The 13,931-nt window shown below is 60.4% G+C and carries 12 protein-coding genes; 11 read left to right on the forward strand and 1 reads right to left on the reverse strand.

Translation table 11 applies throughout. From position 1 onward, the window contains the following. Window positions 1-25 precede the first annotated feature (25 nt). The 8 genes from KGB06_RS14685 (at window position 26) to KGB06_RS14720 (ending at window position 7,067) form a co-directional block, all read left to right on the forward strand. Window positions 26-211: a Trm112 family protein gene (locus KGB06_RS14685; RefSeq protein ID WP_007945752.1), complete on the forward strand. Its 186-nt coding sequence runs from the start codon at window positions 26-28 to the stop codon at window positions 209-211. After that, entirely contained in the window at window positions 208-972 is a 765-nt protein-coding gene (gene kdsB / locus KGB06_RS14690; RefSeq protein WP_223516897.1) for a 3-deoxy-manno-octulosonate cytidylyltransferase, read from the forward strand. Before KGB06_RS14685 ends, kdsB begins: the two co-directional genes overlap by 4 nt. After that, on the forward strand, window positions 972-1,436 hold the full coding sequence (locus KGB06_RS14695; RefSeq protein ID WP_223516899.1) for a low molecular weight protein-tyrosine-phosphatase: 465 nt from the start codon (window positions 972-974) through the stop codon (window positions 1,434-1,436). The genes kdsB and KGB06_RS14695 overlap by 1 nt, the downstream gene beginning before the upstream one ends. Beyond that, on the forward strand, window positions 1,433-2,452 hold the full coding sequence (gene murB / locus KGB06_RS14700) for a UDP-N-acetylmuramate dehydrogenase (RefSeq protein WP_223516901.1): 1,020 nt from the start codon (window positions 1,433-1,435) through the stop codon (window positions 2,450-2,452). The genes KGB06_RS14695 and murB overlap by 4 nt, the downstream gene beginning before the upstream one ends. Before the next feature lie 241 nt (window positions 2,453-2,693). Further along, entirely contained in the window at window positions 2,694-3,164 is a 471-nt protein-coding gene (locus KGB06_RS14705) for a (2Fe-2S)-binding protein (protein WP_223516902.1), read from the forward strand. Then, complete coding sequence (locus KGB06_RS14710) at window positions 3,161-5,491, forward strand: xanthine dehydrogenase family protein molybdopterin-binding subunit (protein ID WP_223516904.1); 2,331 nt, start codon at window positions 3,161-3,163, stop codon at window positions 5,489-5,491. The genes KGB06_RS14705 and KGB06_RS14710 overlap by 4 nt, the downstream gene beginning before the upstream one ends. After that, on the forward strand, window positions 5,491-6,474 hold the full coding sequence (locus KGB06_RS14715; RefSeq protein WP_223516906.1) for an XdhC family protein: 984 nt from the start codon (window positions 5,491-5,493) through the stop codon (window positions 6,472-6,474). Before KGB06_RS14710 ends, KGB06_RS14715 begins: the two co-directional genes overlap by 1 nt. Next, a complete protein-coding gene (locus KGB06_RS14720) occupies window positions 6,471-7,067 on the forward strand; it encodes a nucleotidyltransferase family protein (RefSeq protein ID WP_223516908.1) in 597 nt (198 codons plus the stop codon). Before KGB06_RS14715 ends, KGB06_RS14720 begins: the two co-directional genes overlap by 4 nt. Window positions 7,068-7,244: 177 nt before the next feature. On the opposite strand, the gene rne is transcribed toward KGB06_RS14720, so the two are convergent. Further along, window positions 7,245-10,445, reverse strand: coding sequence for a ribonuclease E (gene rne / locus KGB06_RS14725; protein WP_223516910.1), 3,201 nt, complete (start codon window positions 10,443-10,445; stop codon window positions 7,245-7,247). A 700-nt stretch (window positions 10,446-11,145) separates the two neighbouring features. Between rne and rluC the strand changes: the two genes are divergently transcribed. From rluC to KGB06_RS14740, 3 genes are read left to right on the forward strand one after another with little or no spacing between them, the layout of a single operon-like run. Continuing rightward, window positions 11,146-12,108, forward strand: coding sequence for a 23S rRNA pseudouridine(955/2504/2580) synthase RluC (gene rluC / locus KGB06_RS14730; RefSeq protein WP_223516911.1), 963 nt, complete (start codon window positions 11,146-11,148; stop codon window positions 12,106-12,108). Continuing rightward, the gene (locus tag KGB06_RS14735; RefSeq protein ID WP_223516913.1) at window positions 12,095-12,757 is read left to right on the forward strand and encodes an HAD-IA family hydrolase; all 663 of its coding nucleotides are present in this window, start codon (window positions 12,095-12,097) and stop codon (window positions 12,755-12,757) included. The genes rluC and KGB06_RS14735 overlap by 14 nt, the downstream gene beginning before the upstream one ends. A 24-nt stretch (window positions 12,758-12,781) precedes the next feature. Beyond that, the gene (locus tag KGB06_RS14740) at window positions 12,782-13,771 is read left to right on the forward strand and encodes a S49 family peptidase (RefSeq protein ID WP_223516915.1); all 990 of its coding nucleotides are present in this window, start codon (window positions 12,782-12,784) and stop codon (window positions 13,769-13,771) included. Window positions 13,772-13,931 lie beyond the last annotated feature (160 nt).

Consider the following 13,931-nt stretch of genomic DNA (forward strand, 5'->3'; position numbering starts at 1 on the left):
CTCCGTTTTTACCCAGGGAATGCTCATGGACACCAAATTGCTCGACATCCTCGCTTGCCCGGTCTGCAAAGGCCCACTCAAGCTCAGCGCCGACAAGACCGAGCTGATCAGCAAGGGCGCTGGCCTCGCGTACCCGATCCGCGACGGCATCCCGGTGATGCTCGAAACCGAAGCGCGCACCTTGACCACCGACGAGCGTCTGGATAAATGACCACAGCCTTTACCGTTGTAATTCCATCGCGTTACGCCTCCACCCGTTTGCCGGGCAAACCGCTGCTGTTGATCGCCGGCAAGCCGATGATCCAGCATGTCTGGGAACAGGCCAGCAAAAGCAGCGCACAGCGCGTGGTCGTTGCCACTGACGATGCGCGCATTGCCGAAGCATGCAACGGGTTCGGCGCTGAAGTCGTGATGACTCGCGAAGACCACAATTCCGGCACCGACCGCCTTGCCGAAGTGGCAGCGAAACTCGGCTTGGCGCCCGACGCCATTGTGGTCAACGTCCAGGGTGACGAACCGCTGATCCCGCCGAGTGTGATTGATCAGGTCGCGGCCAACCTCGCAGCCCACACCGAAGCGCGCATGGCCACCCTGGCCGAGCCGATCGAAGACGTGGAAACCCTGTTCAACCCTAACGTGGTCAAGGTCGTCAGCGACCTCAATGGCATGGCGCTGACCTTCAGTCGCGCGCCGTTGCCGTGGGCCCGGGATGCGTTCGCCAAAAGCCGCGAGCAATTGCCCGAAGGCGTGCCGTATCGCCGCCATATCGGCATTTATGCCTACCGCGCCGGTTTCCTGCATGACTTCGTCAGCTGGGGCCCGTGCTGGCTGGAAGACACCGAATCCCTGGAACAACTGCGTGCCCTGTGGCATGGCGTGCGGATTCACGTCGCCGACGCGCTCATCGCGCCGCCTGCTGGTGTGGATACCATTGAAGACCTTGAGCGCGTTCGTCGCCTGCTGGAGGCCTGATGCGCGTTTTGTTCGTGTGCCTGGGCAACATCTGCCGTTCTCCAACGGCCGAAGGCGTGCTGCGGCGCAAACTGCGCGAAGCGGGGCTGGCCGATCAGATTGAAGTTGCCTCCGCCGGCACCGGTGACTGGCACGTTGGCAAGGCACCGGACAAACGCAGCCAGGCCGCGGCCAAATTGCGCGGTTACGACCTGTCCGCCCAGCGCGCCCAGCAAGTCACCCGTGCCGATTTCGCCACCTACGACCTGATCCTGGCAATGGACAACAGCAACCTGCGCCACCTCAAGGCCTTGCAACCGGCCAAGGGTAAAGCCGAGCTGGACTTGTTCCTGCGTCGCTACCAGTCGGAACTCGATGAAGTGCCGGACCCGTACTACGACGGCGACCAGGGCTTCGAACAGGTGCTGGACCTGATCGAGCGCGCCAGTGATTTGCTGGTGATCGAATTGAAGGGACGGTTATGAGTTTGCAGGTTCAATCGCAGGTTTCACTCAAACCGTTCAACAGCTTTGGTGTCGACGTTCAGGCTCGCCTGTTCGCCGAGGCCCACAGCGATGCCGACGTGCGTGAAGCCTTGGCTTACGCATCGGCACATGATGTGTCACTGCTGGTGATTGGTGGCGGCAGCAACTTGCTGCTGACCGCCGATATTCAATCGCTGGTGCTGCGCATGGCCACACGCGGGATTCGCATCCTCAGTGATGACGGCAGCAAAGTCGTGATTGAAGCCGAGGCCGGCGAGCCTTGGCATCCGTTCGTCCAGCACACCTTGGCGCAGGGCCTTTCGGGCCTGGAAAACCTCAGCCTGATCCCTGGCACCGTCGGTGCGGCGCCGATGCAGAACATCGGCGCGTACGGGGTCGAGATCAAGGACGTGTTCGCCGGCCTGACCGCGCTGGATCGCCGGACCGGTGAACTGCGCGATTTCACCCTGCAAGAATGCAACTTCGCTTACCGCGACAGCCTGTTCAAGCAAGAGCCGGGGCGCTGGTTGATCCTGCGCGTTCGTTTCACCCTCGATCGTGCTGCGCACCTGCATCTGGAATACGGCCCGGTGCGTCAGCGCCTGACCGAGCAAGGCATCGAGCAACCGACGGCCACGGATGTCAGCCAGGCGATTTGCAGCATCCGTAATGAAAAGCTCCCGGACCCCGCCGTGCTGGGCAACGCCGGTAGCTTCTTCAAGAACCCGTTGGTGCCCGCGGCGCTGGTCGCGCAGTTGAAGGGTGAATACCCTGATCTGGTGGCTTATGCGCAACCCGACGGGCGAATGAAGCTGGCGGCAGGCTGGTTGATCGAACGGGCAGGGTGGAAAGGTTTCCGTGACGCCGACGCCGGCGTGCATAAGTTACAGGCGCTGGTGCTGGTCAACTACGGCAGCGCGACCGGCCTGCAATTGCTCAATCTGGCGCAGCGTATCCAGAAAGACATTTCGGAACGTTTCCATGTCGACCTGGAAATGGAGCCCAATCAGTATTGAAGCTAAGCTTTCAAGTTTGAACTCAAAGCCCTGTACACCTTCAACTGTGCAGGGCTTTTTTGTTAATGCTGGGTTAACTTAGCCACCTAACGATGCAAGCATTTGCTCCACTAAAGGCCCGGTGCAGATATTCCCGTTGCATAAGAGAGCCTCATTAGCCTGAGTCGATCTGCGTGTAACCAATCAAGATCCCACGGCAGATTGCTCGACCCCATAACTCAAGAACTATGCGGGCGTGCCCATGATTACCCTGAAGCTCAACGGTCAAGACCATCCACTCGACGTCACCGAGGACATGCCGCTGCTCTGGGCCATTCGCGATGTGGCCGGTTACAACGGTACCAAATTCGGCTGCGGCATGGGCCTGTGCGGCGCTTGCACGATTCACATCGACGGATCGCCCGCGCGCAGTTGCATCACGCCGATTGGCTCGGTGGTCGGGCAGAACGTCACCACCATTGAGTACTTGCACGCCGACCCGATCGGGCAGGTGGTCCAGCAAGCCTGGCTCGATACCGCCGTCGCGCAATGCGGTTTCTGCCAAGGCGGGCAGATCATGTCAGCGACAGCGCTGCTCAAAACCAATCCGAACCCCACCGACGCGCAAATCGAAGAAGCGATGGTCGGCAACATTTGCCGTTGCGGGACTTACAACCGCATCAAAATCGCCATCCGTCAGGCTTCGTCTCACTTGAAGGAGGCCAAGGCATGAGCCAGTTACCGAATGATTTTGCCCTGAGCAATCTCAGCAACCTGAGTCGACGCGGTTTCCTCAAAGGTGTCGGCGCTACCAGTGCATTGGTGCTGGCGGCCAGTTGGGGCTGGCAGGACGCTTTCGCCGAAGAGACATCGAAGAAGTTCGGCGCCGACGGCATGCCCCACGGCGCGATTGATGATCCTAAGGTGTACGTCAGCATCGCCACCGATGGCACGGTGACCGTGGTTTGCAACCGCTCGGAAATGGGCCAGGGCGTGCGCACCAGCCTGACAATGGTGGTGGCCGATGAACTGGACGCCGACTGGGCGAGGGTGAAAGTGCAACAGGCGCCGGGCGACGAAGTGCGTTTCGGCAACCAGGACACCGACGGCTCGCGCAGCATGCGTCACTGGTACGAGCCAATGCGCCGTTGCGGCGCCGCCGCTCGAACCATGCTGGAACAGGCCGCCGCCGAGCAGTGGAAAGTGCCGGTTGGTGAGTGCCATGCGCAACTGCACAAAGTCATCCATACACCGACCGGTCGTGAGTTGGGTTATGGCGAGCTGGCCGTGGCAGCCGGTGCGCTGGCGGTGCCCGCTCGCGACAGCGTTCGGCTCAAGGATCCGTCGCAGTTTCTCTACATCGGCAAGGAAGGCTCCAAGGCCATTGATGGGGCCGACATCGTCAACGGCCACGCCATTTACGGGGCCGACGTGCATTTCGACGGCATGCTCTACGCCACCATTGCGCGTCCGGCGGTATACGGCGGCAAGGTCAAAACCTTCGATGCCAGCGCCGCGATGAAAGTCCCCGGCGTGATTAAGGTGTTGCAGATCGGCGCCAGTCCGGTGCCGTCCGAATTTCAACCCTTGGGTGGTGTGGCCGTGGTGGCCAAGAACACCTGGGCGGCAATCAAGGGCCGCGAGGCGCTGAAGATCGAGTGGGATGACGGCCCGAACGCCAGTTATGACTCGATTGCCTATCGCAAGGAACTGGAAGCCGCGTCCCTCAAACCCGGCAAAGTGGTGCGCAATACCGGCAACATCGAGGAGGCCATGGACAGCGCCGACACTATCCTCGAAGCGTCCTACTACCTGCCGCACCTGGCGCAGGCGCCAATGGAACCTATGGTCGCCATTGCCCGCTTCAAGGATGGTGTCTGCGAAGCCTGGGGGCCGAGTCAGGCGCCGCAAGTCACCCGCACACGGATTGGCGAGCGCCTCGGCATCCCGTTCGATAACGTCACGTTCAATGTCACCTTGCTCGGTGGCGGCTTCGGTCGAAAATCCAAGCCTGACTTCATTATTGAAGCGGCGATCCTCGCTAAAGAGTTCCCTGGCAAGGCGGTGCGGGTGCAATGGACCCGTGAAGACGACATCCACTGTTCCTACTTCCACACCGTGTCGGCGGAGTATCTGAAAGCTGGTCTGAACAAGGACGGCCTACCCTCCGCCTGGCTGCACCGCACCGTGGCGCCGAGCATCACTGCGCTGTTTGCTCCAGGCATGAATCATGAAGCGGCGTTTGAGCTGGGCATGGGGTTCACCAACATGGCCTACGCGATTCCCAACGTGCGCCTGGAAAATCCGGAGGCGACGGCGCATACCCGCGTCGGCTGGTATCGCTCAGTGTCGAACATCCCGCACGGCTTTGCGATTCAAAGTTTTGTCGATGAACTGGCGCATAAGGCCGGGCAGGATCCGCTCAAGTACCAGATCAGATTGCTCGGCCCGGACCGTCAGATCGATCCGCGCACGTTGAGTGACGAGTGGAACTACGGCGAATCCCCCGAGCGCTATCCGATCGATACTGCACGGCTGCGCACGGTACTGGAAACCGCCGCCAAGGCCGCCGGTTGGGGGCGCGAGCTGCCGAAGGGCCGAGGCTTGGGGCTGGCGGTGCAATACAGCTTCGTCACCTATGTGGCGGCGGTGATCGAAGTCGAAGTCAAAGACGACGGCACTCTGATCGTGCACAAGGCTGACATCGCCGTGGATTGCGGGCCGCAGATCAACCCCGAGCGCATCCGCTCGCAGTTCGAGGGCGCCTGCGTTATGGGGCTGGGCAATGCAGTGTTGGGGGAAATCAGCTTCAAGGATGGCAAGGTCCAGCAGGACAACTTCCACATGTACGAAGTGGCGCGCATGTCGCTGGCGCCCAAGGAAGTCGCTGTTCATCTGGTCACCCCGCCAGGCGTTGTGCCATTGGGCGGTGTCGGCGAGCCTGGCGTGCCGCTGATTGCGCCGGCGCTGTGCAACGCGATCTTCGCCGCCACCGGTAAACGTATCCGCAGCCTGCCGGTTCGCTATCAACTGCAAGGTTGGCAGAAGGCACAAGCCTGATGGACAGCGTCGATCTGAATGTCCTGCGCAGCGTGCTCGAATGGCGCCGCGCCGGTCAGCGGGTGGTGTTGTACAGCGTGGTCCAGACCTGGGGCACCGCGCCTCGGGCACCTGGCGCCATGCTGGCCTTGCGTGAAGATGGCGTGGTGATCGGCTCGGTGTCGGGCGGTTGTGTCGAGGATGATTTGATTGCCCGGCTGCACGACGGGCGTATCCCGGCTGACGGGCCGCCCGTGCAGTTGATCACCTATGGCGTCACTCGCGAGGAGGCCGCGCGGTTTGGTTTGCCCTGTGGCGGTACGTTGCGCCTGACCGAGGAGCAGGTTGGCGATCCGCGTTGGGTCGCCGAGTTGCTGACGCGCTGTGAGGCGCATGAAATTGTCGCTCGTGCGCTTGATATTGCGACGGGTGAAGTGGTGTTGCAGTCAGCGGACAAGGCCGATGTGCTGAGTTTCGACGGCAACACGCTGCGCGCGATTTATGGTCCGCGTTGGCGCCTGTTACTGATCGGCGCGGGGCAATTGTCCCGTTACGTCGCGGAGATGGCCCGGCTGCTGGACTTCGAAGTATTGATCTGCGATCCACGCCCCGAGTTCGTTTACGGTTGGGAAGAGCAGCACGGTCGCTTTGTCTCGGGCATGCCTGATGAGGCTGTGCTGACCATTCAGGCCGACGAGCGCACGGCCATCGTCGCCCTGACTCACGATCCTCGTCTGGATGACATGGCGCTGCTCACGGCCCTGGACTCCAAGGCTTTTTATGTTGGCGCGCTGGGTTCGCGGGTCAACAGCCTGAAGCGCCGGGCAAACCTTGCAGAGCTAGGCTTGTCGCCACAGGCGATCGAGCGTCTGCATGGCCCGATCGGGTTGCACATTGGCAGCCATAGTCCGGCGGAAATCGCCTTGTCACTGATGGCCGAAATTGTCGCGATCAAGAACGGCGTCGAACTGAAGCAAAAGAAACCGTTTCAGGAGGTGGTATGAGTGAACCCATCGGCGTCATTGTGCTGGCGGCGGGGCAGGGCAGTCGTTTTCGTCAGGTGGCGGGGGCTGACAAGGACAAGCTGTTGGCGGATTGCACGGGGCGCGACGGCACTGTGCGTTCGGTGATCGAGCAGGTGTTGGTGAACGTGCCGACTTCGCTGGATAAACGCGTGCTGGTGACCACAGAGGATCGTCCGCAGGTAATTCGCATGGCTCAGGCCTACGATTTCGAGGTTGTATTGATCGAAACGACGGGCATGGGTGACAGCATTGCAGCTGGCGTGGCGGCATGTCCGCAGCTCGATGGCTGGTTGATTGTGCTGGGGGATATGCCGTTTATCCTGCCATCGAGTATTGAGCGGGTGGTGGCAGGGATTGCTGAAGACTCCGTCAGTGTGCCGGTGCATGCGGGCGATTACGGGCATCCGGTCGGGTTCGGTCGCAGCTTTGGGCCGGGGTTGACGGGATTGTCCGGTGATCACGGCGCCAAGCCGCTGTTTGCGCAGGGAAGGGTGGTTGAAGTGGCGGTGGATGATCCCGGGGTGTTGTGGGATGTGGATGTGCCTGAGGCGCTGACCTTCAAGCCAGCATAGATCCCCCCTGTGGGAGCGAGCCTGCTCGCGATAGCGGTGGATCAGTCAGCATCAATGTTGAGTGATAAATTACTATCGCGAGCAGGCTCGCTCCCACAGGGGATCGCAGTGAAATTCGGAGATATAAAAAAGCCCCGCTTGGGATTACCAAGCGGGGCCTTTTAATGGCCTGGGGAATTAGACGAGGGGTTTAGGCTCATGCTCTTTTTCCTGGGCTTGTTCGTGTTGCTCTACGGCTTCCTGAACGGAGCGCGGTGCTTCTTCGATGACCGACTCGGCAGGCGCCGCTTCGACCACTTCAGCTTCAACCGGAGCAGCAGCGGCAGCCAGTTCGGCTTCCTTCTGCAGACGCTCGGCTTCACGCTTGCGACGACGCACTTCACGTGGATCGTTCGGCGCACGGCCGCTAGGCGTCAGGGCGCTGACCGGGGCCGCTTCAACGGCCGGTTCCGCCACTTCGGCAACCACTGGAGCCGGCGCTTCAACGACTGGAGCAGGTTCGGCTGCCACAACCACTGGTTCGGAAACCATCGCTTCAGCCACCGGGGCTTCAACGACTGGCGCTGGTGCTTCGACGGCTGTCTCGGCAACCCAGTTGAACGCGGTTTGTTCTTCACGAACTTCGCGGACAGCTTCGGTCACAGTTTCAGTGACGGTTTCGGCAGCAGGTTCGGCAGCAACCACTGGCTCGGCGACAGGTTTAGCGAAGGTAGCAGGCTCGGCGGCAGCTTCAACAACCGGCTGTGCTTCACGAACCGGAGCCACTTCGATTTCCGGAGCGGCAGTCGCTTCGACCGGAGTCGTTGCTTCAACCACTGGCGCTTCAACCGGAGCAGTTTCCTGAACAGCAGCAGTCGCGCGTTCGGCTTGCTCGTGAGCTTGTGCTTCAGCTGGAGCGCTGATCACGGTGCTGGCAACGGCTGCGGTCACAGCCAGGCCGGCGGCCAGATCAGAAGTGCTTGGCGCTTCATTGCTTTCGCCAGCTTCGCTACCTTCGGCGGACTCGGATTCTTCCGAACCTTCGATCACGTTACCGTTGGCATCACGCTGACGCTCACGACGGTTGCTGCGACGACGCTGGCCACGGGAGCGGCGGCGTGGACGATCGCCTTCGGCGCCTTCCTGACCTTCCTCCTGCAGTTGCTCTTCGTTTGAGGTCAGCTCTTCTTCAGCGACGGCGGCAGCGGCTTGTTCTGCACGTGGCTGACGTTCTTCACGCGGTGGGCGTGGAGCGCGTTCTTCACGTGGCTGGCGAGCTGGACGCTCTTCAGCGGTAGCAGTAGCGGCAGCAGCGGCCGGAGCGGTATCCAGAGGCTCGCGCAGTTCACGAACCGGACGCTCTTCGCGATCGCCACGTGGCTTGCGGTCTTCGCGTGGAGCGCGCGGTGCACGTTCTTCACGAGGCGCGCGAGGGGCGCGTTCTTCACGTGGAGCACGTTCTTCGCGGGCTACGGCCGGGGTTTCTTCGCGGGCTTCGCGCGGCTCACGGGGTGCGCGTTCTTCACGCGGTGCACGTTCCTCACGAGGCTTGCGCTCTTCATCGCGGCGACCATTACGGTTGCGGCTCTGCTGACGACCGGTGCGACGCTCTTCGTTACGGGCCGGACGCTCGGTGGTCGCTGGTTTTTCAACCACAACCGGAGCAACAGGCTCTTCCTTGGTGGCGAACAGACTGACCAGCGTCTTTACCAGGCCTTTGAACAGGCTTGGTTCTGGCACGGCAACCGGTGCAGCCACGGGGGCGGCAGCGACGACTTCGGTCGGAACCGGAGCGTTGGCGCGGGCCGGAGCGGTCTTGACCGCCGCTTCCTGGCGAACCAGGGTGCGGGTCGCAGCAGCTGGCTGGACTTCTTCAACTTCGGCAGCGGCAGCGGCGATTTCGTAGCTGGACTGATTGATGCTGGCTTCCGGGCTGTCATCGCGCAGACGCTGAACTTCGAAGTGCGGCGTTTCGAGGTGATCGTTCGGCAGAATGACGATGCGGGCGCGGGTGCGCAGTTCGATCTTGGTGATCGAGTTGCGTTTTTCGTTGAGCAGGAACGCGGCAACCGGAATAGGCACTTGTGCGCGAACTTCGGCGGTGCGGTCTTTCAGGGCTTCTTCTTCGATCAGGCGCAGGATGGCCAGCGACAGCGATTCAACATCACGGATGATGCCGGTGCCGTTGCAACGCGGGCAAACGATGCCGCTGCTTTCGCCCAGGGATGGACGCAGGCGCTGACGGGACATTTCCAGCAGGCCGAAGCGCGAGATGCGACCGACTTGCACGCGAGCGCGGTCGGCTTCCAGGCATTCGCGGACTTTCTCTTCCACGGCGCGCTGGTTCTTGGCAGGGGTCATGTCGATGAAGTCGATGACGATCAGGCCGCCGATGTCGCGCAAGCGCAACTGACGGGCGATTTCTTCGGCGGCTTCAAGGTTGGTCTGCAGTGCGGTTTCTTCGATGTCGCTGCCTTTGGTGGCGCGCGCCGAGTTGATGTCGATGGACACCAGGGCTTCGGTCGGATCGATAACGATGGAACCGCCGGAAGGCAGTTCAACGACGCGCTGGAAGGCGGTCTCGATCTGGCTTTCGATCTGGAAACGGTTGAACAGCGGAACGCTGTCTTCGTACAGCTTGATCTTGCTGGCGTACTGCGGCATCACCTGGCGGATGAAGGTCAGGGCTTCGTCCTGGGCTTCAACGCTGTCGATCAGCACTTCGCCGATGTCCTGGCGCAGGTAATCGCGGATGGCGCGGATGATCACGTTGCTTTCCTGGTAGATCAGGAACGGCGCGGAACGATCCAGCGAAGCTTCTTTGATGGCGGTCCAGAGTTGCAGCAGGTAATCGAGGTCCCACTGCATTTCTTCGCTGCTGCGGCCCAGGCCGGCAGTGCGCACGATCAGACCCATGTCGGCCGGGGCAACCAGACCGTTCAGGGCTTCACGCAGTTCGTTGCGCTCTTCACCTTCGATGCGACGGGAGATACCGCCGGCACGTGGGTTGTTCGGCATCAGAACGAGGTAACGACCGGCCAGGCTGATGAAGGTGGTCAGGGCGGCGCCCTTGTTGCCACGTTCTTCTTTTTCGACCTGAACGATGACTTCCTGGCCTTCGCTCAGGACGTCCTTGATATTGACGCGGCCTTCGGGGGCTTTCTTGAAGTATTCGCGGGAGATTTCTTTGAGGGGCAGGAAGCCGTGGCGCTCGGAGCCGAAATCGACAAAGGCAGCCTCAAGGCTTGGTTCGATGCGAGTAATCCGGCCTTTATAGATGTTGGCCTTCTTCTGCTCGCGTGCACCGGATTCGATGTCCAGGTCGTAGAGGCGTTGGCCATCTACCAGTGCAACACGCAACTCTTCGGGTTGAGTTGCGTTAATCAGCATTCTTTTCATGTAGTACCGTCGGTTTCCGGGCTGCCGGAAACGGCGTTCGGCACACACGACTTCTCACGGTCGGTGTCAGGTGCGTCAGGAGTGGTTGGCCACTCCAGTGTCTAGCGAACCCCGACCAATTGGGCCGGTGTCGCGACGTACGCGTCCTGCTTGCTGTGGCTACTTAAGCACTCAGTCAGGAGGAGGAATCAACCAGCGGCTGTGGACGAGATGAAGCGTCTTGATAAAGCCTATTGCTACACAGTCCAGCGGTTGTGCATCTCCACCCTACACGTATCCCTGATAATTCGGGTGCTGCCGCGCGCAGAATCCGCAGCGGGTTGGCATTTACCGTGAGCTCCGAAGGGGGAGGTCACGCATCATGGCTAATTTAGGCGTTGTTTCCGAAGCGTTCGCCCAGGGTCGTTCGTGGCTGACTGCACTTTGTGAACTGGCCGTGAATATTTGCTCGCAAGGCGAGTGAAAACTCTGCTTTGCGGCATGATTCAGGCCTCATGTCACCTGCGCTTGTTACAGCTGCAAACTCCACCTTTACGTAGCGAAAGCCCCGTAGGACGGCCTCGCGTCCTGGTGAATTGCGTTGGTCAGGGCCGGTTTTTGACCGTTGGTCCGCTGTCCAGGCCGCTTTTGGCGGCGTTCGCGACTATAGCAGCAATGATTAAGTGCTTCAATTCCATAAAAAATTGTTATCATCCGCGCCATGACGACTACAGCCCCTTCGACCCCAGCCGTACAACTGCTGGAGGTCTCGCCGGAATATGCCGGCCAACGTATTGATAACTTCCTTCTCGCTCGGCTTAAAGGCGTGCCCAAGACCTTGATTTACCGCATTTTGCGCAAAGGCGAAGTGCGAGTGAACAAAGGTCGGATCAAGCCCGAATACAAGCTGCAGGCGGGCGATATCGTGCGCGTGCCGCCGGTTCGCGTGCCTGAGCGCGACGAGCCGGTGCCGCTGGCCCAGGGCCTTCTGCAACGCCTCGAAGCCTCGATTGTTTTTGAAGACAAAGCACTGATCGTGATCAACAAGCCTTGCGGCATCGCGGTTCATGGCGGCAGCGGCCTGACTTACGGGGTGATCGAAGCCTTTCGTCAGTTACGTCCCGATTGCAAGGAACTCGAACTGGTTCACCGTCTCGACCGTGATACCTCCGGCCTGCTGATGATCGCCAAGAAGCGCAGCATGTTGCGTCACTTGCACACGGCATTGCGCGGCGATGGCGTCGATAAGCGCTATATGGCGCTTGTCCGCGGTAACTGGGCGGCCTCGATCAAGCAAGTCCGTGCGTCGCTGGGCAAAAGCAATCTGCGCTCCGGCGAGCGCATGGTCGAGGTCGACGAGGAGGAGGGTAAGGAGTCCGTGACCGTGTTCAAGGTCCTGCGCCGCTTCGGCGACTTTGCCACCCTGATCGAGGCTAAGCCGATCACTGGCCGGACTCACCAGATCCGCGTCCATACCCTGCATGCCGGGCATTGCATCGCTGGCGATACCAAGTATGGCGACGAAGATTTCAGCAAGGAAATCCGCGATCTGGGTGGCAAGCGTCTGTTCTTGCACGCCTACATGCTGACCGTGCCGTTGCCCGATGGCAGCGAGTTGAAATTGCAGGCGCCTGTGGACGAGATGTGGGCCAAGACCGTGGAGCGATTGAGTGCGCCACTCTGATTACAAGCTGCTGATTTTCGATTGGGACGGCACGTTGGCCGACTCCATTGGTCGGATTGTCGAGGCAATGCATGTCGCGTCCGAGCGCTCCGGATTTCCGTTGCGTGATGATTTTGCGGTCAAAGGCATTATCGGCCTGGGTTTGCCAGAGGCGATTCGCACGTTATATCCCGAGATAGGCGATGCCGAATTGGCCGCATTTCGTCAGCACTATGCGGATCACTATATCGCCTCGGAAGCCGTGCCTTCGCCGCTGTTCGAAGGCGTAGTCGAGTCGATGGAGGCGTTCCGTGCCGAGGGCTATCATCTGGCTGTAGCGACCGGCAAGGCTCGTCGCGGGCTGGATCGGGTGCTGAAATCCCACGGTTGGGAAGAGTATTTCGATATCACCCGCGCCGCCGACGAAACCGCCAGCAAGCCGCATCCGCTGATGCTTGAGCAGATTCTCGCGCATTGCGAGGTTCGCCCCGAGCAGGCGCTGATGGTCGGCGATTCGTCCTTCGACTTGCAGATGGCGCGCAACGCCGGCATGGATTCGGTGGCGGTCAGCTACGGCGCGCAATCGATCGAGGCGTTGAAGTTGTTCGAGCCGGCACTGGCCATTGATCGTTTTTCAGAATTGCATGCCTGGCTGGGTCAGCGGGCTTAATAGGTTTTTGCTGGGGTAGATGTCATGACCGACGAATGGAAAGCGCCCGCCAAGGCGAGCGCAGAGAGCGGTGACGAAAAAAGCTGGAAGCTGCTGGAAAAGACCCTGCTGGCTGGTGTGCAGGAGCAGCGCCGATCGCGTCGCTGGGGGATTTTCTTCAAGCTGCTGACCTTTGTGTACCTGTTTGTCGCGCTGATCCTGTTCACGCCGCTGATGGACATGGAAAAGAGTGCGACCAGCAGCTCCAACTACACGGCGTTGATCGACGTGACGGGCATGATTGCCGACAAGGAACCGGCCAGCGCTGACAACATCGTCGGCAGTCTGCGTGCGGCCTTCGAGGACGAGAAGGTCAAAGGCATCATTTTGCGCATCAACAGCCCGGGGGGCAGTCCGGTGCAGTCGGGTTATGTGTATGACGAAATCGTCCGTCTGCGCGGCCTGCATCCGGACACCAAAGTGTATGCAGTGATCTCGGATCTGGGGGCTTCGGGCGCTTACTACATTGCCAGCGCGGCGGATCAGATCTACGCCGACAAGGCGAGCCTGGTGGGCTCCATTGGTGTGACGGCGGCTGGCTACGGCTTTGTCGGCACCATGGAGAAGCTGGGTGTCGAGCGTCGTACTTACACGTCGGGTGAGCACAAGTCGTTCCTCGACCCGTTCCAGCCACAGAAGCCAGAGGAAACTCAATTCTGGCAAGGCGTGCTGGACACAACGCATCAACAGTTCATCAACAGCGTCAAGAAGGGGCGCGGCGACCGCCTCAAGGACAAAGAGCATCCTGAACTGTTCTCCGGGTTGGTCTGGAATGGTGAGCAAGCGCTGCCGCTCGGTCTGATTGATGGTCTGGGTAATGCCAGTTCGGTAGCGCGTGACGTGATTGGCGAGAAAGAACTGGTGGACTTCACGGTTCAGGAATCTACGTTTGATCGCTTCTCGAAAAAGCTCGGTGCCAGTGTTGCGGAGCAATTGGCGATGTGGATGGGTTTCCACGGTCCATCGATGCGCTGATCCTGTGGCTGCATAAAAAAAACCGGCCTTCGTCAGACTGTGTGAAAACACACTGATGGTGGTTCCAGCAAACGCCCCGACTTGTTCGGGGCGTTTGCTTTTGTGCTCACAGCAGACGAAAAAAGGCTTTTCAGCCCATCAGCGCCATCATCTGACGCAC

The organism is Pseudomonas sp. GL-B-19, assembly GCF_019956415.1.
GTDB lineage: Bacteria > Pseudomonadota > Gammaproteobacteria > Pseudomonadales > Pseudomonadaceae > Aquipseudomonas.